Genomic DNA, 23,531 nt, shown 5'->3' with positions numbered 1-23,531 from the left:
CGGCCGCTCAGTAGTACCAGGGGAACGGCGACCAGTCGGGATCGCGCTTTTCGAGGAAGGCGTCGCGGCCCTCGACCGCCTCGTCGGTCATATAGCCCAGTCGGGTGGCTTCGCCGGCGAAGACCTGCTGGCCGACGAGCCCGTCGTCGACGAGGTTGAAGGCGAACTTGAGCATGCGCTGCGCGTTCGGTGACTTGCCCAGGATCTCCCGCGCCATCTGCAGGGCTGCGGTCTCGAGATCGGCGTGGTCGACGATTTCGTTGACGGCACCCATATCGGCCATCTCCTGCGCGGAGTAGGTGCGGCCGAGGAAGAAGATCTCGCGGGCTTTCTTCTGCCCGACCATCTTCGCCAGGTAGGCGGAACCGTAGCCGGCGTCGTAGGAGCCGACATCGGCATCGGTCTGCTTGAACTTCGCGTGTTCGCGTGAGGCGATCGTCATATCGCAGACGACGTGGAGGCTGTGGCCTCCGCCGGCTGCCCAGCCGGGGACGACGGCGATGACGACCTTCGGCATGGTGCGGATGAGGCGCTGGACCTCGAGGATGTGGAGGCGGCCGGCACGAGCCGGATCGACGCTTTCACGGGTCTCACCGGAGGCGTACTGGTAACCGGAGCGGCCGCGGATGCGCTGGTCGCCGCCGGAGCAGAAGGCCCAACCGCCGTCCTTCTCGCTCGGGCCGTTGCCGGTGAGCAGCACGGCGCCGACGTCGGAGGTCTGGCGGGCATGGTCGAGGGCGCGGTAGAGCTCGTCGACGGTGTGCGGACGGAAGGCATTGCGGACTTCTGGGCGGTCGAAGGCGATGCGCACACAGCCGATGTCGTTGCCGGTGGCGGGGTCGATGGCCCGATGGTAAGTGATATCGGTGAAGTCGAAGCCGGAGACTTCGCGCCAAGCAGAAGGGTCGAAGATTTCAGAAACCGTCATGACCCCAGCCTAGCGCTTGGTCGTTGAGGTCAGGTTCGGGGCCGGGCGGCGGACGGTGAGGTTCCGAACGGCAGACAGGAGTGGCAGGATCGGCGGAGGTTAGTCTGGGCTCATGGCCGATTTCGCACGTTCGCACCCTGGCGCACTGGACTCAGAGGCTCCGGCTGCCGCACTTCTTGATCTGCCGCGGCGCTTCGAGGAGGTCATCGAGGACCTGCATGTGGTGCGGCTGCCGATGGTCACCCGGTTCCGGGGGATCACGGAGCGAGAAGTGGCGCTCTTCACCGGCCCCTCCGGGTGGGCGGAGTTCTCCCCGTTCGTCGAATACGGCACCGAGGAGGCCAGCCGGTGGCTGCGTGCCTCCCTCGAATTCTCCGGGCTGATCCCGCAGAAGACCGGCCTCGCCGAGGCGGCCCCCTCCACCGTTCCCGTGCGCGGTTCCTTTCCGGCGCAGGTTGAGGCGGGGACGAGCGGTGAGACCGTCGACGTCAACGGCACCCTGCCCGCCTGTCCACCTGATCAGGTCGCACCGATCCTGTCGCGCTATGACCGGGTCGGTACCGTCAAGGCGAAGGTCGCCGAGTACGGATTCGCCTCCCTTGACGAGGATCTGACACGCCTACGGGAATTCCGCAGGCTCTACCCCGAGACGACGCTGCGCCTGGACGCGAATGCCGGTTACACGCTCAGCGAGGCCCTTGATGCCTGTGAGACATTTGCCGAGTTCGATATCCAATACTTCGAACAGCCGGTGCCCGAGGTCGAGCAGCTGGCCGAACTGCGCGCTGAGCTTGCCCGGCGAGGACTGCCGATCGTCATCGCCGCCGACGAATCCATCCGCAAAGCCGAGGACCCGCTGCGCGTGGCCGAACTCGGAGCGGCCGAGGTCATCATCGTCAAGGTCCAGCCGCTGGGCGGGATCGGCGCCGCCCTCGAAGTCATCGGCGCTTCGGGCCTGCCTGCTGTCGTGTCCTCGGCTCTTGAGTCATCCGTCGGCCTGGCCGCCGGAGCCGAACTCGCCGCCAGACTGCCTCGCACCGATCGCAGCCGGGACATCCTCGGCGATCGGGTGGCCTGCGGGCTGGGCACCGGGCGCCTCTTCACCGCCGATGTCGTCGCGGAGGAGGCGGCCCTGACTCCGGTCGACGGCGCCATCCCGGTCACGCGAATCGTCCCGGACCCTGACCGCCTGGAGCAGCTGGCGGTGGATCCGGGACGATTCGCGTGGTGGGCCGACCGGCTCCAGGATTGCTGGAGCGCCCTGCGAGACTGAGCCGATTCTGATTGAACTGATACCGCCTGAATCGACTCGCGGGCGAACCGGGTCAGCCTGCGTTCTTCACCGCGTCGACGAAGGCACCGGCGGTCTTCGTCACGGTGGCCTCTTCGACATCGGCGATATTGGAAACGGCCACGACGTTGTTGCCGACGAGGGCGTAGACCATGCGCAGGTTCATGGCTGTCTGTCCGCCGGCCTCGACGGAGGCGACGATTCCATTGGTCTCGTCTGCCCCGTCGACTTTGGCGTCGAAGGTCTTGTACTTCATCGACATCTCGACGCCGGCGGTCTTGATCTTCACATCGCTGCATTCTTCTGCGATCTTCGAGGCGCCCTCGATCTGGGTCTGCGCGCCGTCCAGATCGTCATAGCTCGACAGTGCCGCGGAGAGGATGTTGTCGGTGGAGGTTCCAGCGACCGTGGTGCCTTTGGAAGCGAGGTTGGCGTTGAGGAGGTTCATGGTGATGTCTTTGCACTTGGCCGGTTCGAACTCAGAACTCTCCAGGGCCTTGACGGCCTCGCTGGAGGAATTGCCGGCACCGTCGACGGCCTTGAACGACTGACCCTCGGCCTTGGTCGACTCAAGGATCTCCTTGAGCTTCGCCTCATCGAGTTTGCTTGCCTGCGGGGTCTCTTCGGCTGACGCCTGCGAGGAGTCACCGCCGCCGTCAGCCTGGTCCGGCTTGTCTCCTCCACCCGTGCAGCCGACGAGGGAGAGTCCGGCGAAAAGAGCGATGGCTGGGAGTATGCGTTTCATGGTTGACCTCTCGAGTCAGCGTTCTGAAGAATCAGCGGCCGTCGATTCGCGACCGCTCTCAATATAGACGCCAGTGGGATCGTCCGTGGATTCTGTCTGTGACGGATCTGGAACATCGGCTGTGGACCTTTCGCCATCGACCGTTGCGTCGACCGGTGCCGAGGCGATCCTCACCGTGGTCACCTCGTCCTGTCCCAGCGTGGCGAAATGAGCGGTGCGCTTTCCGGGGATGATCGGATCGTGCATGGCCGCGGCCAGGCGGCCGGTGAATGTCAGCCGCCCTTTCTTGTCGGCCTTCTGCTGATAGGCATTGTCCCCGCTGGGACCGGACACGCTGATGTCGTAGCGGCGGCCGGGATCGAAGAGACCGGGAGTGCGCACACGGAAGCTGCCGGTCCCGGTCAGGGAGAAGCCGGCGGCGCTGACGGCGTCGAAGCGCACCACCTGCGCGCGACGACGGGAGATCTCCACCCGCCACCCATGGATGTCGAAGAGGGCATGGCCGGTGAGGAAGGTGAACTGTCCGCCATCGGCCACGCGATCTGTCCGACGACGATCCGAACTCGCATAGTTGCGCCGCCTGGCGAGGGTCTTCAGCCACGCCCCGAGTTCCCGTTCCCAGCTCGTCCAGTTGTGCAGGCCGCTGGTGCGCGGAAACCAGGAATGGCGGATGCCGAGGGAGTTGAGACGGGCAGAGAAGCGCTCGCCCTGCGAGCTGATCATCGACTCCAGAAGGTCGCGATCCTTCGCCCCTTCGAGGCTGCCGGAACCGGCGCTGAACCACAGGTCGAGGCCGCGGAGGTTCTCGGCCAGAGCGTACGGGGAATTCGCCAGCCATTCGCTGCGGTCGAGAGCGGGATCGCCGAACAGGCTCAGTGATCGCGCGCCTTCGCGCATCGCGATGATGTCGAAGGCGGGCACGGTCGACAGGGGATCCAGAGGAGAGGAGAACGCGGCGGCCGATCCGTACCTGTCGGGATGCCAGGCCGCGTACTTCATCGCCCCGTACCCGCCCATCGACAGCCCCGCCACCAGCTGGCTGGCAGGCGCCCAGTCGACGGAGAAGTTCGCCTTGAGGAACGCCGGGATCTCCTCGGTATGAAATCGCGGCCAGTCGTGGACCTTGCTGCCGACAGCCAGACGCGAATAGGTTCCTGCTCCGCCGTCGGGCATGACGACGAGGTACGGGGAGTCGAGGGTGAGCTCCTCGGCGGATCCGAAATCCGTCCACGACCGGAAATCATCGCCGCCTCCGTGGAAGAGGTGGATGACGGGGCTGACCTCGGCGGGAATCCCCGGCAGCAGCACACGCACGCCGACGGTGCGACCGAGCGCGGGGGAGTAGAGGAAGAATTCGCGCAGCCTCGGCGAGAGTTTCCGTTTGTCCCGGATATGCCAGGTCCGGGCGTCCTTCCCGCGGGGTTCGGGGCCGAGGAAGGAGGTGGTCTGGTCGCGGGCGGGATAGCGTCCGCGATGGGAGCGGGCCGCGGTCAGAGTGCGGATGGCTCGTGCTCCCATCGCAATGATCAACGAGCGGCGCATTTTTCGAGGTTAGAGGGCGGAGGTGAACCACAGGTGGTCAGGTGGTTGAATAACAGGTGATGTCGAATTCGAGCGCGGTGGCGCAGCAGATTGCCCGAAGCCTGGTCCATTCCGGGGTCAGTGATGTCGTCTTCGCCCCCGGTTCACGGTCCGCCCCCTTGGTCTATGCACTGGCTCCGCTCGCCGAGGCGGGGCTCATCCGCACTCACGTGCGCGTCGATGAGCGTGATGCCGCCTTCCTCGCCCTCGGCCTGGCCCGCGGTCTGCGTGCGCGCGGCTGTGAGTCCGCCGTGGCGGTCGTGACGACGTCCGGCTCGGCCGTGGCCAATCTCCATCCCGCCGTCCTCGAGGCCTCGTACGGGCACGTGCCGCTGCTGGCGCTCACCGCGGATCGTCCCGCTCGGCTGCGCGGCACCGGAGCCAACCAGACCATCGATGACCAGTCGCAGGTGCTCAGCGATGTCCGCGCCCGGTTCGATATATCCGCCGGTGAGACCGCGGAGGCGGTCCACCGAGCGATGTCAGACGCCGTGGCCGCAGCATTGGGATCACGCAGGGACACCGGCACCGAGGCGGCCGGCCCCGTCCAAATCAATGTGCAGTTCGACACCCCCTTGGTTCCCACCCCGAACGAGCTGGACACGTGGAAGAACGAGATCGTCGAACAGGTTGGGAACGGCGCCGGGCAACGTTCGACCACGACCACAACCGCGTCGGAGTCTCATCCGAACCTCGGTATCACCGTGACCGAAGGAACCGTCATCGTTGCCGGAGACGCAGGCGGGCATTCGGCCGAGTCCCTGCGCGCGCTCGCCGCTGATCATCATCTTCCGGTGCTGGCCGAACCCTCGAGCCCGCTGGCCCGCACCTCTGCCGATCATTCGAACTCGTCGGCCACAGAAGCGGCCGAAGCGTCGACCCTCGTGCCCGCCCATGCCCGCGTGCTCAGCGAACACTCCGAGCTGCGCGAGTCGATCCGCACCGTCATCGTCCACGGAAAACCGACCCTGACCAGGCCCGTCGCCGCTTTGCTCGCCGACGAAACCGTGACCGTGCAGCGCATTCCCGACGCCGTCGATGCATTCGACCTGACCGTCCGCGACGAGAGAACCGTCGCGGACGACGAGACGGCTGCGGGCGAGACGCAGGGCACCGCCGCCTCGGGGGAGACCTGGGTGCGCGCCTGGATCGACGCCGGGACGTCGCTTGTCGCAGCCGCACGAACAGAGCGGTCTGCGGAACGATCCCCGGAACCGGACAAGGGAGAGAACCCGGGTGCCGCCTCGGCGAAGGATTTCCAGGCGACGGCGCGGAGGGTCACTGAGCATTTGGCCGCCCAGGACATCACTCTCTTCGTTGCCAGCTCGAACTCGGTGCGCTATCTCAGCGACGCCACCGATATCCGCGCCCGCATCCACGCCTCACGCGGACTCGCCGGAATCGACGGACTGATCTCGACGGCGACAGGACTGTCGCTGGGCCTGGGGGAGCCGGTCGTCCTGCTCATCGGTGATATCGCCATGCTCCACGACATCGGAGGACTGCTCACCCCGAGCACCGAGGATGCCGGTGACGTGACGATCGTCGTGCTCAACGACGACGGGGGAGCGATCTTCTCCGGGCTCGAACATTCCCAGCCCCACCTCGAAGGTTTCTTAGAACGATATTTCACCGTTCCCCACGGTCGCGGTTTCGCCGACCTCGCTGCAGGGTACGGATGGGATCACGAACAGGTGACCAGCGCTGAGGAATTCGAAGCGGCTCTCGGCCGCATCGACGGACAGCGAGACGCCGGTGCCCGTCGCATCATCGAGGTGACGGCACCGCACTAGGCGACGGAACTCTCACCGGTCTTCCGAAAGCAGGGGAGGTGCGGTGAGCGCGAGAAGTCAGTCTCGGTCGAGACCGAGCGCCCGGCGCATCGGGGCCAGCTTCGCGTTCGTCTCGGCCACCTCGGTGGCGGGATCCGAATCCGGCATGATCCCGGCACCGGCATACAGTCGGATGCGGTTGCGGTCCTCGAGCTGGCCGCAGCGCAGGGCGATGCCGAACTGGCCGTTGCCGCGCCCGTCCATCCATCCCACGGGACCGGAGTAGCGGCCGCGGTCGAGGGGTTCGAGCTCATCGACGCGGGCCACGGCGCTCGCCTGCGGGTAGCCGCCGACGGCGGCAGTGGGGTGGACCGCTGCGGCGACGTCGAGGGCGGTGAGCCCGGAATCGGGGGAGAGGTTCGCCTGCGCATCGGAGGCCGAATGGATGACATTGGCCAAAGGCAGCAGGTGGGGGCGCTCATCGACGGTGACATCCTCGGCGACCGAACCCAGACTGCGCTGCAGCGAGGCGATGGCGAACGCATGTTCGGTGCTGTCCTTGTGCGCGCTCAGCAGCTTCCGAGCCGCCGGCATCTCCTCCATCGGGTTCTTCTCCACCCGGTAGGTTCCGGCCAACACTCGTGAGGTCACTCTGTTGTTCTCGACCCCGATGAGCAGCTCCGGGGTCGACCCGATGAGACCGGCGATGTCGAAGGTCCAACAGCTCGGGTAGCTGCGGTTGAGCGCACCGAGCACCGCACGCACGTCGATGTCCTCTCCGGTGGTGACGACCTCGTCGCGGGCGAGGACGATCTTGCGCAGAGTCGGATCATCCGAGAATGCGTCCACCTCCGCCGAATTGTCGATCGGAGTGAGCATGGCGGCGACCTGCTCGACGAGCCGGGACCATTTGTCGGGATCGAGCTCGCCGGCTTCGGCATGGGCCGAGTGCACGCGCTGCAGCGGTTCGGCATGGAGGATCGGCGGCAGGGGAGGTACCTCGGCCGTCGAGATCGAGGTCAGCCACACGCGGCCGCCGCGGCGGCCGAGGACGAATTCGGGGACATGGATGATCGAATCGACCGCGGATTCCCCCGAATAGGCGACCGTGGCAAAGCACATGAGTCCGGAACCGAGCAGATCGACCTCATCCTCGATCTCAGCCGCCTCGGTGATGGCCTTCCACGCATCCGAGAGTTCGGTGAACCTCTCGGGGCCGCGGGCCCGTATGCGCAGAGTGCGGCCGAAGCCGATGAGGCCGGAGGTGTCACGGACCCAGCAGGAGAAGCCGTCGGTGGGCAGCAGTTCGAGCGTCTGCTCCACGGTCGTGGGCAGTCCCGATTCGAAGGGGAAGCCGGGCCCCGGATCGACATCGTCGACGAAACGGGACCGCACATGCAGGCGCGGAGGGGCGGAGAGGATGTCGGAAGTGCCGAAAGTCGTAGTCATGTCGCCTCGATTCTAGTTGAGGATCGCGAGTACCAGGGATCCGGATTCGCCCTCCCGGTTCGGGTGTTGAGAGAATATGGTCATGAACCGTGCCAAGCTGGACAAACAGCCCGCAGACGTCGCGTCGATGTTCGACGATGTCGCCTCCCGCTACGACCTCACGAACGACGTCCTCTCCTTGGGCTTCGCCCGTGCCTGGAGGCGCACCGTGGCCCATTCCGTGGCCGCCGGGCCCGGTGAGCGCGTGCTCGACCTGGCTGCCGGCACCGGCACCTCCTCGATGACGTTCACCCACCACGGCGCCGAGGTGGTGGCCGGGGACATCTCCACGGGAATGCTCGCCGAGGGACGCCGTCGGCACCCGCAGATCGACTTCATCTACGCCGATGCGATGGACCTGCCTTTCGCCGATTCGAGCTTCGACGTCGTCACGATCTCCTTCGGTATCCGCAACGTCCACGATGTCGACCTGGCGCTCACCGAGATGCTGCGCGTGCTCAAGCCCGGCGGACGCCTCGTGATCTGCGAATTCTCCACTCCGACGCTCGATGCCTTCAGCCTCGTGTACAAGGAGTACTTGATGAGAGCCCTGCCGCCGCTGGCCCGTGCCGTGTCGTCGAACCCCGAAGCCTACGTCTACCTGGCCGAGTCGATCCGTGCCTGGCCGAACCAGGACGCCTTCGCCCATCAGATCCTCGACGCCGGCTTCGACCAGGTGAAATACCGTAACCTCACCGGCGGAATCGTCGCAGTCCACCATGCCCTCAAACCCACCGAGGCGGCAGGCGCCACGGAGCCGGCCCAGCCTTGACGATGAATGAGTTCGATGCCGAAGTCGTCGTCGTCGGTGCCGGCCCGGCCGGCTCGGCGATCGGCGCCTACCTCGCCCAGGCCGGGCACGAGGTCATCATCCTGGAGAAGTCCGGATTCCCGCGCGACAAGATCTGCGGCGACGCCTTGACCCCGCGCGCGGTGAAGGAAGCCGGCTACCTCGGAATGGAGCTGCCGGAATCCGACGGCTGGCACCGCAACAGAGGGCTGCGCCTCATCGGCGGCGGCCACCGGCTCGAACTCGACTGGCCCGAGATCGACGGCACCCCGAACTACGGGGTGACTCGCCCCCGGATGAGCATGGACGAAGCCTTCGCTCGTCATGCCCAGCGCAGCGGGGCCCGGCTCTTCGAACAGGTTCGCGCCATGTCCCCGGACGTGGGCGACGACGGGTGGATCCGCGGCGTCCACGCCTCCGGAACAGATCACCGCGGTCGCCGAGTGGGCCCCGAAGCCCATTTCCGGGCACCGATCGTCATCGCAGCCGACGGAGTCTCCTCCCGCCTGGCCGTGTCGATGGGGTTGGAGAAGCGCGACGACCGTCCGATGGGAATCGCCGCCCGCGCCTATCACACGACGCCACGGCATGCCGATGACTACATCGAATCCTGGGTGGAGATGCGGTCGACGAACGCGGCCGGGGAATCCGAGACCCTGCCCGGATATGGGTGGATCTTCCCCCTCGGCGACGGCACCGTGAACATCGGTGCCGGACTGCTCGACTCCTCGCCCCAGTTCAAATCCGTGGATCTGCGGGGAATGATGAACCAGTGGATCGCCGACATGGGCCACGAGTGGGGCATCGACGAAACCACCTCCCTGGGTCCGATCAAGTCCGCGGCCCTGCCGATGGCCTTCAACCGCACACCGCACTTCCACCGTGGACTGCTGCTCGTCGGCGACTCCGGAGGAATGGTCAACCCGTTCAACGGCGAAGGCATCGACTACGCCCTGGAATCCGCACGCATCGCCGCCGAGGTGATCTCCACCTATTCGCGCTACCCGCAGTCCGTGATGCGTCGTCGGTTGGAGGAGTACCCGGCTCTGCTCGGAGATTCGCTGGGCGGCTACTTCACCCTGGGACGCGTTTTCGCCTCGATCATCGGCCATCCTGCGCTCATGCAGTTCGGAATCAAGTACGGTATGGGTGTTGACGTTGTGATGGAGTTCGTCGTCAAATTGTTGGCGAACCTCTACCGCGACCCGAAGGTCTCCGAGGCCGATCTCATCGACAGGATCATCTCGGCCCTGACCCGAATCGTCCCGGCCACCAGCAATGTCTGAGCGCAAGGACCACGGTGAGACCACAGTGAAGAACTCTGAGCGCAAGGGCTGCGACAACACCATGCCGACACCGACTACGACGAATGACGAGGACATGAGCCACCCAGCCTCTCCGGCCACCTTCACCGGTGACGACGCCCAGCTCGCGGCAGAGCTCTCGACTCAGTTGGAAACCGTGGAGGCCCGTCTCTACGAGGTCACCGAACAGACGCGGAGACTGCCGGACGAGACATCGAAGCACCTGCTGGCCGCCGGCGGTAAACGCGCCCGCCCGAACCTCGTGCTGCTCACCGCCCGCCTCGGCGATGCGGAGAACGACGACATCATCGATGCGGCCGTCGCCGTCGAACTCATCCACCTCGCCTCGCTGTACCACGACGACGTCATGGACGATGCTCCCGTGCGCCGCGGTGCGAAGGCCGCCCATGAGGTGTGGGGCAATTCGGTGGCGATCCTCACCGGCGATCTGCTGTTCTCCAAGGCCTCCGGCGTCACCGCGAAGCTCGGTCCCGAAGCCGTGCGCATCCAGGCCGAGACGTTCGAGCGCCTCGTCCTCGGTCAGCTCAACGAATTCGCCGGCCCGCCCGAAGGCGCCGACGAGATCGAGCATTACATCCAGGTACTCGCCGACAAGACCGGATCGCTCATCGCCACCTCGGCGCGCTTCGGCGTCATGTTCTCCGGAGCCGATTCTGCCCTGGCCGAACCCGTCCGGGTCTTCGGCGAACGCGTCGGTGTGGCCTTCCAGCTCGCCGATGACATCATCGACCTCACCACCACATCCTCTGAGTCGGGAAAGACCCCGGGCACGGATCTGCGCGAACGCGTTCCCACCCTGCCCGTGCTCTACGTTCGGGCTGCTGCCGCCGACGGGGATGCCGCCGCCGCCGAGGTGGTCGGCCTCCTCGACGCGGATCTGACCTCCGATGACGCTTTGGAGACCGCCCGTGCGGCGCTGGCAGCGCATCCGGTGACGGAGAAGGCCCGAGCAGAGGCTGCACGCTGGGCCGATGAAGCCAAGGCGGCTCTGGCGCCGCTGCCGGAAGGCCAGATCAAGGAATCGCTGTTCGCCTTCGCCGACTCCGTCGTCGCCCGCACGTCCTGAGCTCCCACCCCTCACCGTTTCTCTACTGTCTCTCAGCCGTTTCGGCACAGGCACAAAGGACATACCGCGATGACGCATACCTCGGCTTCGGCACCGGTTCGGACTCCGCAGAGGCTCAGCGCCGCCGACTGGATCGGACTCGGCATACTCGCGGTGCTGCTCGTCGTCGGCCTGAGCTGGTCGAAATGGCTGCCGTACTGGGACAAGGCCTGGACGATGAGCCGGACGTCCCTGTGGGACGGTACCCCGCTGTTCGACGCCGCCGGAGACACGGTGTCGCTGTCGGGCGCGTGGGACTTCACGCTCGTGTACTTCACCGCCGTGTGGAAAGCGCTGCTGGTGGCACTGCTCGTCGCGGCGGCAATCGACGCACTGGTGCCGCATGACTGGCTGCTGAGGCTGCTCAACCGCCGCAGCCACACAGGTCAATCCCTCGTGGGTGCCGCCTTGTCGATGCCGTCGATGATGTGCACCTGCTGCGCGGCACCGGTGGCCGCAGGCCTGCGGGACTCGGGTGTGCGCCGTTCGGCCGCTCTTGCTTATTGGGTGGGCAATCCGCTGCTCAACCCCGCGGTCATCATCTTCTTGGCCCTCGTCCTGCCGTGGCAGTACATGGCGGTGCGCATCGTCTTCGCGCTCCTCGTCGCGGTCGGTGCCGCCGCGCTCATCGGACGGTGGGTGAACGGCCCCGCCGAGGCGGCACCCGAGGCCGCACCCGCCTCGGCGAATCTGCTGTCTCTGCCCACGCGCTATCTGCGGTCCTTGGCCAGGTTCACCCTCATCCTCGTGCCCGAACACCTCGCGCTCGTCTTCGTCATCGGACTCATCGCACCGTGGCTGACCGGTGTCTTCGGGCTCGAAGCCCAATTGGGTGCCGGTGCCGTCCTCATCGTGGCGGTTGTGGCGACCCTATTGGTCATCCCCACCGGCGGAGAGATCCCGATCATCCTCACCCTCGTTCCCCTTGGGGTCGGGGCCGGTGTCACGGGTGCTCTGCTCATCGCCCTGCCGGCGCTGAGCATCCCGTCGATGGTCATGGTCGGACGGGCCATGGGGTGGAAGACGACAGCAGCGATGGGTGCGGCCGTGGCGGTTGCCGCGATACTGGCCGGGGGAGCACTGGCCCTGCTCAGCTGAGCTGCCGACCGCGGCGCCGCCTCGGTGAGGGCGATAGCGGACTATGTCGTCAGGCGGCGCAGGGTGAGGTACGAGCCCAGGGCGAAGATCACTGTCAGCCCCAGCGCCCACAGGGCCAGGCCGATCGCCTGCGCACCCACGATCGCTGCCCACACTTCGGGCCAGGCCCGATTGACGTTGATCCACGCAGCCCCGGCCAACAGAGCCAAGGCGATGCCGGTGAGAGAGATCGTAAGGATGAGGGCGCCGGCGCGTTTGTAGAAGATCGCAAACCAGAAGCCGAGGACGAAGCACAGCATCGTGAGCACGAAGTAGACGAACCCGGCACCGAGCGGGCCGTGTTCCCACACCCACGACAGGTAGGCGAAGTAGCCGCCTATGCCATAGCCGTCGGTGGCCTGTTCGATGAGTCCCAGGAGGACGAACACGGATGAGACGCCCGCGGCGCTGATCGCCGCGGCGGTGAGGGAGCCGAGGCAGAATTCCCGTCGGGTGAGGCTCATCGCCTGGGAGAAGTAGAACGTGAGGTTCACCGCCTGTGCACCGACGACGGCGAAGTACCACAGCGGCGCTTGCGAACCACCGCTGTATTTGGGGGAGTCCACGCCTGCGGAGGCGATGATCCAGTGGATGATGAGCGTGATGAGCCACGCGGCGACAAGAATGAGCAGAGGCACCCAGACGAAGGTCTGCGTGTTCGTGAACTGCAGACGGACGACGCCGAGGATCCGGTTCTTCGGTCGCGATGTGCGGGATCCGGGCGGATGGTCGATGACGGCGGTCATGATTGCAGGCTCCTTGAGTCGGTCTCCGCTGCCGATGTCTCGGCGAGATCTGCCTGGGTGCTGCGGACGACGAGCTGTTGCAGCGAGACGGGAGTGAGGTCGAGGTTGGCGTCGGCGATGAGTTCGCGATCGGCATTGCTGAGGTGGCCGAGCATCGTCACCGAGGCGACTCGGCCGAGTGATTCGCGGTGGATGACTTCGCGACCGGCGACGAGCCGATTGATCGAGTCGGCATCCCCGACGACGTTGACCGCGCGACTGCGGACCTCCTCGGTGGTCTCATCCATGATGATCCGGCCGCGGTCGATGACGATGACCTTCTCGATGAGATCGGCGACCTCGTCGATGAGATGGCTCGAGAGCACGATGGTGCGCGGGTGCTCGGCGTAGTCGGCGATGAGACGGTCGTAGAAAGTCTGCCGGGCAATGGCGTCGAAGCCGAGGTAGGGCTCATCGAAGAACGTGATCTCGGCCCGGGAGGCGAGGCCGATGATGACTCCGACGGCCGACTGCTGACCGCGGGAGAGCTTCTTGATCGGCGTCTTCAGCGGCAGATCGAAGTCCGAGACGAGTTGGTCGGCGAAGTCCTGATCCCAGTGGGGGAAGAACAGGCGGGCGTTGGTCAGAGCATGCCGGGCATTCGAGTCGTCCGGATACTTCTGGCTCTCACGGACGAAACACATGCGATTGAGTACGCGGGCGTTTTCGTACGGGTCCTCCCCGAAGACCTCGACGTCGCCGCTGGTCGCGAAGTTCTGGGCCGTGAGGATGGACATGAGGGTGGTCTTGCCGGCGCCGTTGCGTCCGAGCAGGCCGTAGATCGAATCCTCGTCGATGCTCAGGCTGACACCGTCGAGGGCGGTGGTGGTCTTATACGTCTTGGTGAGGCGGCGGACCTCGACGACGGCGTTCATGGGTCATCCCTTCGCTGCGGTCGGATCGAGTGCGGTGGTCAGGTGGAGTTCTCGGGAGCGCTCTTCGATGAGCGCGATCACGTCCTTCGACCCCAGCCCGAGGCGATTGGCCTCGTTCAGCAGGGGGCTGATGAAGTTCTCGGAGAAGGTGGTCCGGTGTTCGTTGATGAGCAGAGCGCGGGCCCCCTCGGTGACGAACATTCCGATGCCGCGGCGCTTCTCGAGCACGCCTTTGTCGACGAGTCGGTTGACGCCTTTGGCGGCGGTGGCCGGATTGATGGAGTAGAAGGTCGCGAGCTCGTTCGTCGATGGTGCTCGGGAGAGTTCAGGCAGGGTGCCGTTGAGGATCGAGTCCTCGACTTTCTCGGCGATCTGTGTGAACAGGGGTTTGGCGTCGTCGATCACATTCGGCTCCATGTGGGTTGGTTAGTTACTTAACTAATGAACCATGGTGCCAATGGTGGTGTCAAGGGCTGGAGACGATTCGATCGGGTAATCCTGGAACCCGCCCCAATTACTACCTGACGGCGGCCCAGCAACCTCGCGCGAGGTTGCTGAGCCGCCGTCAGGTAGCAATAGAGAGGTGTCGGGGGTCAGCGGCGCCGGCTGTGGCGGATCATGTCCGTGCACAGCAGGATCACGGCGATCCAGATGACGAAGAACCCGATCCAGCGGGTCGTCGACATCATCTCGCCGAGCACCGTGACGCCGAGGGTGAATTGGATGGTCGGAGTGAGGTACTGGAGCATGCCCACCCAGGACAGCGGGATGCGGCGGGCGGCGGCGCTGAAGAGGATGAGCGGGATCGCGGTGGCGGGCCCGGTGATGATGATGACGAAGACGTGCCAGCCGCCGAAGCCGGTGAACGTCTGCAGTCCCAGCGAGCCGAGGGCGATGAGGTAGATCGCCGAGGGAACAGCGAGGACGAGACTTTCGACGGCCATGCCTTCGAGCGCGCCGACTCGGCTGCCGACCTTGTTCTTCACCAGCCCGTAGAGGCCGAAGGACAGGGCGACGGTGAACGCGAGGTAGGGGACTCGGCCGAGGCCGATGCCGACGATGATGACCGCGAGCAGACCGAAGCCCACGGCAGTCCACTGCAGCGGGCGCAGCTTCTCACCGAGGAAGATCACGCCCAGGCCGATGGAGATGAGCGGATTGAGGTAGTAGCCGAGTGAGATCTCGACGAGCTGGTTGGTTTCGACCCCGTAGATGAACGTCGTCCAGTTGATGGCGATGAGCACCGAGGCCAGAAGCAGCAGGCCGAAGAGGCGTGGTGAGCGCAGAATCTGCCAGGTGCGCAGGAATCCGCCGGTGAAGACGAGGAGGATGGCGCAGAAGACCAGTGACCAGATGACGCGATGGGAGACGAGTTCGAGGGCGCCGGTGGGAGCCGCGGCGGCGAAGAGCAGCGGCATCACACCCCACAGCAGGTAGGCGGAGAATCCGTTGATCAGGCCGGCACGGCGGATTGCGCTCTCATCGGGGGCAGGGTTCTGGCTCACATGTTTCAGTCTAGTGAGGGTTGGGTTCGGGGGAGCCGGCGGGATCGCCGGTGAGATGGCAGGGCGGTGAGGGGTGCAGTCTGCCGACCGGGCGGCGGTGATGCGAGTTTGGTCACGTCATTGTAAGGATGACCTACATTGACGATAGACTCGATGGGACTGAATAGAGAGGTGTGAGAATGACTCGTCCCTTCCGGGTGGCCATCGTCGGCGCCGGTCCTGCTGGGATCTACGCGGCCGATCTCATGACAAAGGCGGAACGTGATTTCGATCTGAGCATCGATCTCTTCGATCGTCTGCCGACTCCCTTCGGGCTCGTCCGCTACGGCGTCGCTCCCGACCACCCGCGGATCAAGGGCATCATCAACGCCCTGATCAAGGTCCTCGACCGAGGCGACATCCGCCTGTTCTCCAATGTCGAGTACGGAGTCGACCTCCACCTCGAAGAGCTCACCGACCGCTATGATGCGGTGATCTTCTCCACCGGCTGCTTCGTCGACGCCGCCCTCGACCTGCCCGGCATCGATCTGCCCGGATCCTACGGCGCCGCGGACTTCGTCAACTGGTACGACTCGCATCCCGACGTCCCGCAGTCCTGGCCGTTGGACGCCGAACGCGTCGCCGTCATCGGCAACGGCAATGTCGCTCTCGACGTCGCCCGCGTGCTGGCGAAGCAGGCCGACGATATGCACACCACGGAGATCCCCGATCACGTGTACGAGGGGCTGAAGTCCTCGAAGGTCACCGATGTCCACATCTTCGGCCGTCGCGGACCGGCTCAGGCGAAGTTCACGCCGCTGGAGCTGCGCGAACTCGGCGCCGTCAAGGACGTCGACCTCATCGTCTACCCGGAGGACTTCGAGTTCGACGAAGGGTCGATGCAGGCGATCGAGTCGAGCAACCAGACCAAGCAGGTCGCGAAGACGCTCACGGACTTCACCATGCGCGAACCCACCGGAGCGAAGCGGCGTCTCCACCTGCACTTCCTGCACTCACCGGTCGCCATCCTCGGCGAGGACAAGGTGACGGGGCTGCGCACCGAACGCATGGAACTCGACGGCTCCGGCGGAGTCAACGGCACCGGCAGCTTCCACGATTGGGAGCTCGATGCCGTCTACCGTGCCGTCGGCTATGCGGGCACTCAGCTGCCGCAGCTGCCCTTCGACGATCGCAAGCGTGTGATCCCGAACCACGAGGGTCGCGTCGTCGACTCCGATGATCAGACCACGGCCGCCGAAGCCGATGTCGTTCAGGGCGTGTACACCACCGGGTGGATCAAGCGCGGACCCGTCGGACTCATCGGCCACACAAAGGGCGATGCGCTCGAGACCATCGGCCACATCCTCGACGACCGTGCCGCCGGTGTGCTCACCGAGCCGGTGTACCCGGACGAATCGGCCATCATCGAGCTCCTCGAATCCAAGGGCGTCGACTTCGCCGATTGGGAGGGCTACCACCGCGTCGAGGCCGCTGAGAAGGCGGCCGGCGAGGTCGAGGGCCGTGAGCGCATCAAGCTCGCCACCCGTGAAGCCATGCTCGCCGAGGCGCGTGGACACGTCACCGCCGAATCCGTCGGCCAGCCGTCCGCAGGCAGCTGAGCCTGCGGAGCATTTCGCGACATTTCCTCCACTCCTGGGTCATCTGGCACCGGCAGTGACTTCTCGCCTCGTTGCAACGGGGAGACGAGTCGCTGCCGGTGCCTGATGCTTCCACCACGTAGAGTCGGAGACGTCCAGATCACGCCAGCGCACACCAAGTCATGCCCGCGTGCAGCAGATCGCACCAGCGAGCGTGGACCATTGCACCGAAGGCCGGCAGGGGAGACCGCGTGAGAAACGAATCGCAGCTCAAGACGATCGTCGAACGTGCCTATGTCGAACGGCTCAACGCCTGGCAGACGGCGGCGGTGCGGATCAAACACTGGCTGACCGAACAGCAGAAGGGCCTGCTCAAGGACAAGGACATCTCCCGCCTCGACGTCGATGGCCATCGGATCAAGGACGCGGCACGGACCCTGGCGAAGCTGACGGAGAAGACCGACGACGATCCGGATCTGACGATCACCTCCACCGAGGATGTCGAAGACCAGATCCGCGACATCGTCGGCGTCAAGGTGCTGTGCAAATCACCGCGCGATCAGTCGATGATGTTCGCCGCGCTGCGCGACCCCGATCAGTTGGGCGCCTTCGAACTCATCGAGTGGAAAGACTATACGGACCCGCCGAAGGCCAGCGGGTACCGCGCCTGCCACGTCATACTGCGCATTCCTTCCGACCAGGGGCCTCCTGTCTTCGCCGAGATCCAGGTCAAGACCCGGCTCCAGGACGCCTGGAGCGAACTGACACACGAGGACATGTACAAACCCGGCGCGGCGATGAAGCCGAGCAAGCTGCACGGCGAATTCGCCCGTGCCATGGCGAACATGCTCGCGACCGTCGATGACATGGCCGATACCCTGGCCGTCGAGCTCACCGCGCTGACGAACCCGGAACCCGTCGTCGAACTCGACGAACTGCGGGAACAGGACACGGGCATCGACGTCCGGGTCCGCGCGACCGGCCCGAAATACGCGCTCGCCGTCGACGGTTCGGGACGGCAGGGGCTCATCCCAGCCTTCGCCATCCGTCGCCTCAGCGGCCAGAAGGGCACCATCAAGGTCAACGATTTCATCCACCTCGACGATCGCCTCCGGGCCAGCGTTGAAGAAGACTCGAAAGGTCTGTACTACATCCCGCTCGAGCTCCCCGTACACTGACCAGCCTCTTTCGGGGCACAGCGTTACGGGCGAATACGATACCGGCCCGGTCCGCACTCAGCAGTGCGGACCGGGCCGGCGTGGTGCGCTGGCGATCAGCGGTAGTTCGTGAACTGCAGGTCGACGTCGAGGTCCTGTCCCTTGAGCAGAGCGATGACTTCCTGCAGGTCGTCACGCTTCTTCGAGCTCACGCGCAGCTCGTCGCCCTGGATCTGGGCTTTGACGCCCTTGGGGCCCTCGTCGCGGATGATCTTCGAGATCTTCTTCGCATTGTCCTTGTCGATGCCCTCCTTGAGGGACGCATCGATGCGGTACTCCTTGCCGGAGGGGTACGGTTCGCCGTCTTCCAGGGACTTCAGCGAGATTCCGCGCTTGACCAGCTTCGACTGGAAGACGTCGAGAATGGCCTTGACCCGGTCCTCGCTGTTGGCTTTCAGCTGCACGGCTTCGCCGCTCCAGGCGATCGACGCATCGGTGCCGCGGAAGTCATAGCGGGAGTTGATCTCCTTCGCGGCCTGGTTGAGTGCGTTGTCGGCTTCCTGGCGGTCGACCTTGCTGACGATGTCGAATGAGGATTCGCTGGCCATGAATGCTCCTTTGTCTGCGATCGTTGATGCCCGTCGGAAACGGGCGTGGCTGTTGCCCCCGAGTCTAGTCGAGGCCCCGAACTGTGATCTGCGTCTACCGAGTTGGAGATTCGGGTCCGAGCCTTGTATTCTTTTCAGGTGCTCATCGAGCGCCACCTGCGGCAGATTGCCCGAGCGGCCAAAGGGAGCTGACTGTAAATCAGCCGGCATTGCCTTCATAGGTTCGAATCCTATATCTGCCACGCAGAACGGAGAAGCTCCGTGACCGAGAGGTCACGGAGCTTTTCTCGTTTTCCGCGCTTTCCCTTGCCCGGCGCCCGGCCGACGCCTACCGTGTGAGGACAGGGTGGAAATGCTCCGCCGAGGAGGGCGAACCGATGAGCGATGACACGGATGACACGCAGTCGCCTCGGCGTCTGAATTCGCTCGAGGACCGAAACGCTGTCGTCGAATCCGCTCTCGACCGAGCCATCAAGCGTGGTGATTTCGATGATCTGCCGGGTCTGGGCAAGCCGTTGTCCGGGTTGCACAGCTCATCTGATCCTGATTGGTGGATCAAGCAGAAGATGGATACCGAAGGCATCAACGGCGTCGCTCCGGAGGCGTTTCAGCTGCGCAAGGAGAACGCCGTCCTCGAAGACACGGTCGACGCTTTCTCCACCGAGTCCGAGGTCCGCGACTACCTCGCCGGCTTCAACGCCCGGGTGCGCGAGGCCGTGATGGATCTGCGCGACGGCCCGCCCGTGTTCACTCCGCCCCGCGATGTGGAGAAGGAGATAACCGCATGGCGGCGGCGTCGGAATGCGAAGAAGAACGACACCGTCACCGAGGCGGAACCGGGGGACCATCCCGCCGCTCCGGAATCGGTGGGTTCACCTCGGCGATGGTGGCATCGTTTCCGTCGCTGATGCGGGAACGAGCGGTGGCGCTGTCTTCAGTGAGGTTGACTGCGATCGTGGTGCACACCAGGCCGAGGATGGCCAGTGGCAGGTCGAGTCCGTAGCTCGAGATCGCCAGGGATTGGACGACGAAGAGGGCAACGGCGGTGACGGTGACGGCATCGGAGGGCCACCTCGGGGAGAGAACCGGGCGGGGGCTCTCCCAACGTTTCGTGATCGTCGAGATCGCCCACACGACGAGCAGGACGGCGATGACGAAGACCGGACGCGTCAGCCACCAGGCTCCGGTGCCGGGATCGGGCATCGGCAGCCACAGCAGCTGGACTCCGGTGAGCAGGACGATCGCCGGCACGTGCCATAGGTAGACGGACATGAGTCGGCTGCCGAGGAAGAACACGATGGCCTGGGCGAAGCGACGGTCCATGATCGCTGTCAGCGGTCGGTGGAGCAGGGTCAGCAGGGCGGCTTGGATGACGGCGAGGACGGCCAGCGGCAGGGTCGGCGGCCATTGGTTCGTGAGCATGGACGCCGAGTACTCCCCGAGGATGACGAGCAGTCCCAGGCAGGCGAATCCGGCGACGATCATGACGAGGTTCCACCAGCGGAGACGGGAGAACCAGCCGTCGCGCAGGCAGAAGCCGATCTGCTGGGCGAAGAGCCAGACGAAGCCAACGTTGGGCAGTCCGAAGAGTTCGTCGCCGATGCCGTAGCCGTCGGCGGGGATCCGATCGAGTCCGAGGCTTTGGATGCCGACGACGAGGCGGACGACGTCGACGAAGAACGCTCCGGCGAAGAGGACGACGAGGGCCAGCCACGGATTGCGTTCGTGCCAGCGGATCATCCAGGGTGCCAAGGCCTGGGCGAGAGCGTACGCGGCGAGGAACCACAGGACGGAACCGACGGGGACAGCGATGGCATCGGCCAAGTCCGGGTCGACGCCGAGGACTAGGACGGCGGTGAGAGCAGCGGTGAGGACGATGAATAGCGGCAGCGCCGGAAGCGCGAGGCGTCGCAAGCGGGTGCGGACGAAGGTCGAAGCCGATTCGCCGCGACGTTGTGCCGATTCCCAGCCGACCTTGGCCGCGAATCCACCGACGACGAAGAACATCGGCATGATCTCCGCGATCCAAGTGGCTGGGGCGAACCAGCGCTCGCCGGAGACCGGGTTGATGATGAAAGGTGAGCCGTCCGGGTTGCGGCCGACCCCGACGAGCAGGAGGTGGACGAACACGACGACGAGCACACAGACGACGCGGGCGAGGTCGAGGGTGAGATCACGGTGGCGGGGGATCGAAGTGGTCACAGTGTCTACGGTAGGTGGGTTCGCGCCTTGGCGGGTGGCGACGATGTGTCAGATCAGTTGCATCGCTGCGGCGGGGGAGTGCGGGCCTGCAAGCGTGTTGTTCGCCGGCAGCCGCACAGCGTCGTGCTTCCCCGCGCGGCTATGACATTCGCGTCGCCTTCGCCAGTCGTTCGATCGCGAGGTGAGCAAGAAGCGCCGCTTGATCGCCGAGAACCGAATCGTCGAAGATGACGAAGGGGGAGTGGTTGTTGCCCTGGCGCTCTGCTGGAACGTCCGTGCGCTCGGCGCCGAGCATGAGATACGTGCCCGGCACCGCGGCTAAGACGAAGGAGAAGTCCTCACTCGGCATGATCGGCTGTTCGAGGAGCTTCACCCGATCCTCGCCGAGAAGGACTCGGAGTTCTTCCATGGCCCATGCGGTCTCGTCATCGTCGTTGACCGTGACCGGGTACTGGACATCGAAGTCCACTTCGGCGCTGCATCCATGGGCGGCGGCGATGCCGTCGGCAAGCTGCTTCGAGCGGGTGCGGACGATGTCGAGTGATGAGTCCGACAGTGTGCGCACAGTCGCACCCAAGGTGGCCGAGGCGGGGATGACGTTGATCGCGTCCGAGGCGCTCAACTGGGTCACGGACAGCGCGATGGGGTCGAAGGCGTCGATGCGGCGGCTGACCATATTCTGCAGGGCCGTGACGAGTTCGGCCAGCGCCGGCACCGGATCGACGGCGGTCTGCGGTTGGGAACCGTGACCGCCGCGTCCGTGGATCGTCACCCGCAGTGTGTTCGAACCCGCCTGGAGGGTGCCCGGGCGGGTGGCGACCACGCCGCGCGGACCGGGGAGCACATGCGCCCCGAATGCAGCGATCACCCGCGTCCCGGCTGCGTCGAGCACGCCTTCGTCGATCATCACCGACGCTCTGTTCCAGCCCTCTTCCCCGGGCTGGAACATGAGGACGATGTCCCCGACAAGCCGGTCGCGCAGAGCGTGAAGGAGTCGCGCGGCTCCGACGAGTCCGGCTGTGTGCAGGTCGTGGCCGCAGGCGTGCATGCATCCGTTCGTCGAGGCGAAGGGCTCATCCGTCTCCTCTGTCACTGGAAGGGCGTCCATGTCTCCGCGCAGCAGCACCGCTGGAGCGTCGGCCGGTCTGTTCGGATGGGTTCCGCGCAGAACGGCGATCACCGAGGTGGTGCCCTCACCCGTGGTCACCTCGAGGTCGAGGCCGGACAGGGCGGCCAGGACCGCCGCCTGCGTGCGGGGCAGGTCGAGACCGATCTCCGGGTCCGCATGGAGGGAACGCCGCAAGTTCTGGAGCTCAGGGAGCAGGGTCTGTCCTTGTGCGATGAGATCGTGCATGGGGTCCTTTCGTATGAGAGCCCGGGGTGTGCCGAGGGCCTGGGGCTGGCGGGAATTGGGGCCGGTCGGGATCAGAGCATACTGACGAGGACACTGGCAATGACGACGGACCCGGCGCTGACCGAGGTGAATCCGCCGACGAGCATCGGCGGGAGCATGACATTGAGCAGCGCTTCCTTTTCGTCGTCGTCACGGGCAATGGAACGTGCTACCTCGTTGGTGAGCAGATAGTCGGCAGGGAAGCCGTACATCGCCGTCAGCGCCACTGACACTCCCAGTCCAGACTTCCAACGCAGAAGCTTCGTAGCGACGAATCCGCCGAGGACGATGCCGGCGCCGCCGACGATGAGGATCGTGATGGTAGGGACGAATGCGTTGATGACGTCCTGCACCGAGGCGGTCACCAGCGGGGCCATGACGATGGCGATGACGCCGGCCATGGCGATGCCGAATGAGTTCGACCGTTCCATGGCCTTATCGGGGGACAAGCCCACCGCGGTGGCGAGAATGCCGAGGACCAGTGCGAGGATCGACGACGGAATATGGGTTGGGACCGCCAGCAGTGTCGCTGCCGATCCGCCGACGAGAATGAGGAAGAGCATGAAAAGCTGATTGTCGACGAGGAAGTCGGGAAGGTTGACGAGTTTCTTCTTCTTGGCGGCTTCCTCCTCTTCCTGGCTGTGGGCGCGCGCGAGTTCCTGAAGTTCTCCGCTGTCGCGCAGCTTCTTTGCATAGCGACGCAGAAAGTAGTTCGTCAACGGCATCGAGGGCAGTGATTGGAGCATCAGAACAAGCGCGGGAAGAACGATGATCGACGAGGCGGCGCCGTGCGCCGTCAGCCCTTCCGTCGTCAAGCTGGTGGCGACGATGCCGCCGGCCAACGGCCCGGAACCGGCCACGAAAGTTTCGAAGCCGAAGAGCGGGGCCACGACAGCCAGGATGAGCAGGACCGCCACGAGCATGCCCGAGACTGCGATGATGACCGAACGCCATTGCTTGAGCATCACGCGCAGAGGGATGAGCGACCCCATATGGAAGAGCAGCGGCGCGACGAGGAACGAGTAGGCCTGAAGCAGCAGAGAGTCATCGATGACAGTCTCTGGGACTACGCCGATCTTGGCGAAGATGAAGATGCCGAGCATCGCAACCAGAAGGCTGGGGACACGCGCCTTCGACCAGATCGATACCAGCTCACCGAGCGCGATGAAGGCGAGGACGATAGCGGCAGCGTAGACAGCTTCCATGGTGTGCCCTTCGAGTTGGGAGTGTGATGCTTCCCACAACCTATCCGTTCAGAATCGGTCTG

At 65.2% G+C, this 23,531-nt stretch carries 21 protein-coding genes and 1 tRNA gene; 10 read left to right on the top strand and 12 right to left on the bottom strand.

All coding sequences use genetic code 11. From position 1 onward, the window contains the following. Positions 1 to 7: 7 nt before the first annotated feature. On the bottom strand, positions 8 to 928 hold the full coding sequence (locus ACU4IU_RS03485; RefSeq protein WP_062861280.1) for a 1,4-dihydroxy-2-naphthoyl-CoA synthase: 921 nt from the start codon (positions 926 to 928) through the stop codon (positions 8 to 10). A 112-nt stretch (positions 929 to 1,040) separates the two neighbouring features. Between ACU4IU_RS03485 and ACU4IU_RS03480 the strand changes: the two genes are divergently transcribed. Beyond that, entirely contained in the window at positions 1,041 to 2,201 is a 1,161-nt protein-coding gene (locus tag ACU4IU_RS03480; protein ID WP_446655881.1) for an o-succinylbenzoate synthase, read from the top strand. A gap of 52 nt (positions 2,202 to 2,253) precedes the next feature. Here the strand turns inward: ACU4IU_RS03480 and ACU4IU_RS03475 are convergent, their stop codons facing one another. Then, entirely contained in the window at positions 2,254 to 2,964 is a 711-nt protein-coding gene (locus ACU4IU_RS03475) for a hypothetical protein (RefSeq protein WP_172173690.1), read from the bottom strand. 15 nt (positions 2,965 to 2,979) lie between these two features. Further along, complete coding sequence (locus tag ACU4IU_RS03470; RefSeq protein WP_446655880.1) at positions 2,980 to 4,506, bottom strand: alpha/beta hydrolase; 1,527 nt, start codon at positions 4,504 to 4,506, stop codon at positions 2,980 to 2,982. A gap of 59 nt (positions 4,507 to 4,565) precedes the next feature. On the opposite strand from ACU4IU_RS03470, the gene menD reads away from it, so the two are divergent. Further along, positions 4,566 to 6,338 (top strand): 2-succinyl-5-enolpyruvyl-6-hydroxy-3-cyclohexene-1-carboxylic-acid synthase, encoded by a 1,773-nt coding sequence (gene menD, locus ACU4IU_RS03465; protein ID WP_446655879.1) that lies wholly within the window; start codon positions 4,566 to 4,568, stop codon positions 6,336 to 6,338. Positions 6,339 to 6,395: 57 nt separating this feature from the next. On the opposite strand, the gene ACU4IU_RS03460 is transcribed toward menD, so the two are convergent. After that, the gene (locus ACU4IU_RS03460; RefSeq protein ID WP_139468598.1) at positions 6,396 to 7,766 is read right to left on the bottom strand and encodes an isochorismate synthase; all 1,371 of its coding nucleotides are present in this window, start codon (positions 7,764 to 7,766) and stop codon (positions 6,396 to 6,398) included. A gap of 82 nt (positions 7,767 to 7,848) precedes the next feature. Here ACU4IU_RS03460 and ACU4IU_RS03455 point away from each other — a divergent pair, with 82 nt between their 5' ends. From ACU4IU_RS03455 to ACU4IU_RS03440, 4 genes are all read left to right on the top strand, one after another. After that, complete coding sequence (locus tag ACU4IU_RS03455; protein WP_139468597.1) at positions 7,849 to 8,577, top strand: demethylmenaquinone methyltransferase; 729 nt, start codon at positions 7,849 to 7,851, stop codon at positions 8,575 to 8,577. 2 nt (positions 8,578 to 8,579) lie between these two features. Further along, entirely contained in the window at positions 8,580 to 9,881 is a 1,302-nt protein-coding gene (locus ACU4IU_RS03450) for a geranylgeranyl reductase family protein (protein WP_139468596.1), read from the top strand. A 94-nt stretch (positions 9,882 to 9,975) separates the two neighbouring features. Continuing rightward, positions 9,976 to 10,986, top strand: a complete 1,011-nt coding sequence (locus ACU4IU_RS03445) for a polyprenyl synthetase family protein (protein ID WP_139468739.1) — start codon at positions 9,976 to 9,978, stop codon at positions 10,984 to 10,986. A gap of 69 nt (positions 10,987 to 11,055) precedes the next feature. Beyond that, on the top strand, positions 11,056 to 12,123 hold the full coding sequence (locus ACU4IU_RS03440) for a permease (protein ID WP_139468595.1): 1,068 nt from the start codon (positions 11,056 to 11,058) through the stop codon (positions 12,121 to 12,123). A 41-nt stretch (positions 12,124 to 12,164) separates the two neighbouring features. Here the strand turns inward: ACU4IU_RS03440 and ACU4IU_RS03435 are convergent, their stop codons facing one another. From ACU4IU_RS03435 to rarD, 4 genes are all read right to left on the bottom strand, one after another. Beyond that, a complete protein-coding gene (locus tag ACU4IU_RS03435; RefSeq protein ID WP_139468594.1) occupies positions 12,165 to 12,908 on the bottom strand; it encodes a hypothetical protein in 744 nt (247 codons plus the stop codon). Then, positions 12,905 to 13,822 (bottom strand): ABC transporter ATP-binding protein, encoded by a 918-nt coding sequence (locus ACU4IU_RS03430; protein ID WP_446655878.1) that lies wholly within the window; start codon positions 13,820 to 13,822, stop codon positions 12,905 to 12,907. The genes ACU4IU_RS03435 and ACU4IU_RS03430 overlap by 4 nt, the downstream gene beginning before the upstream one ends. A gap of 3 nt (positions 13,823 to 13,825) precedes the next feature. Then, positions 13,826 to 14,227 carry a GntR family transcriptional regulator gene (locus tag ACU4IU_RS03425; protein WP_180345613.1) on the bottom strand — a complete coding sequence of 134 codons (402 nt, stop codon included), beginning with the start codon at positions 14,225 to 14,227 and terminating at the stop codon, positions 13,826 to 13,828. A gap of 188 nt (positions 14,228 to 14,415) precedes the next feature. Next, the gene (gene rarD / locus ACU4IU_RS03420) at positions 14,416 to 15,327 is read right to left on the bottom strand and encodes an EamA family transporter RarD (RefSeq protein ID WP_139468592.1); all 912 of its coding nucleotides are present in this window, start codon (positions 15,325 to 15,327) and stop codon (positions 14,416 to 14,418) included. Positions 15,328 to 15,506: 179 nt separating this feature from the next. On the opposite strand from rarD, the gene ACU4IU_RS03415 reads away from it, so the two are divergent. Next, positions 15,507 to 16,925, top strand: a complete 1,419-nt coding sequence (locus tag ACU4IU_RS03415) for an FAD-dependent oxidoreductase (RefSeq protein WP_139468591.1) — start codon at positions 15,507 to 15,509, stop codon at positions 16,923 to 16,925. A 230-nt stretch (positions 16,926 to 17,155) separates the two neighbouring features. Continuing rightward, positions 17,156 to 18,082, top strand: coding sequence for a GTP pyrophosphokinase (locus tag ACU4IU_RS03410; RefSeq protein ID WP_139468590.1), 927 nt, complete (start codon positions 17,156 to 17,158; stop codon positions 18,080 to 18,082). Between the two features lie 95 nt (positions 18,083 to 18,177). On the opposite strand, the gene ACU4IU_RS03405 is transcribed toward ACU4IU_RS03410, so the two are convergent. Then, positions 18,178 to 18,669, bottom strand: a complete 492-nt coding sequence (locus tag ACU4IU_RS03405; RefSeq protein WP_167194552.1) for a YajQ family cyclic di-GMP-binding protein — start codon at positions 18,667 to 18,669, stop codon at positions 18,178 to 18,180. Positions 18,670 to 18,829: 160 nt separating this feature from the next. Between ACU4IU_RS03405 and ACU4IU_RS03400 the strand changes: the two genes are divergently transcribed. Both ACU4IU_RS03400 and ACU4IU_RS03395 read left to right on the top strand, forming a co-directional pair. After that, a tRNA-Tyr gene (locus ACU4IU_RS03400) sits at positions 18,830 to 18,911 on the top strand. A gap of 135 nt (positions 18,912 to 19,046) precedes the next feature. After that, positions 19,047 to 19,577 (top strand): DnaJ family domain-containing protein, encoded by a 531-nt coding sequence (locus tag ACU4IU_RS03395; RefSeq protein ID WP_139468588.1) that lies wholly within the window; start codon positions 19,047 to 19,049, stop codon positions 19,575 to 19,577. Here ACU4IU_RS03395 and ACU4IU_RS03390 read toward each other — a convergent pair. The 3 genes from ACU4IU_RS03390 to ACU4IU_RS03380 all read right to left on the bottom strand — a co-directional run bounded on the left by ACU4IU_RS03390 (position 19,492) and on the right by ACU4IU_RS03380 (position 23,469). Then, positions 19,492 to 20,871 carry an acyltransferase family protein gene (locus ACU4IU_RS03390; protein WP_446655877.1) on the bottom strand — a complete coding sequence of 460 codons (1,380 nt, stop codon included), beginning with the start codon at positions 20,869 to 20,871 and terminating at the stop codon, positions 19,492 to 19,494. The genes ACU4IU_RS03395 and ACU4IU_RS03390 overlap by 86 nt on opposite strands. A gap of 139 nt (positions 20,872 to 21,010) precedes the next feature. After that, complete coding sequence (locus ACU4IU_RS03385) at positions 21,011 to 22,225, bottom strand: M20 metallopeptidase family protein (RefSeq protein WP_446655876.1); 1,215 nt, start codon at positions 22,223 to 22,225, stop codon at positions 21,011 to 21,013. A 71-nt stretch (positions 22,226 to 22,296) separates the two neighbouring features. Beyond that, positions 22,297 to 23,469: a hypothetical protein gene (locus ACU4IU_RS03380; protein ID WP_139468585.1), complete on the bottom strand. Its 1,173-nt coding sequence runs from the start codon at positions 23,467 to 23,469 to the stop codon at positions 22,297 to 22,299. Positions 23,470 to 23,531: the final 62 nt, after the last annotated feature.

The organism is Brevibacterium sp. CSND-B09 (assembly GCF_052906525.1).
The sequence above is the reverse complement of the archived record's forward strand: the minus strand, read 5'-3'. Positions and strand labels throughout refer to the sequence as shown.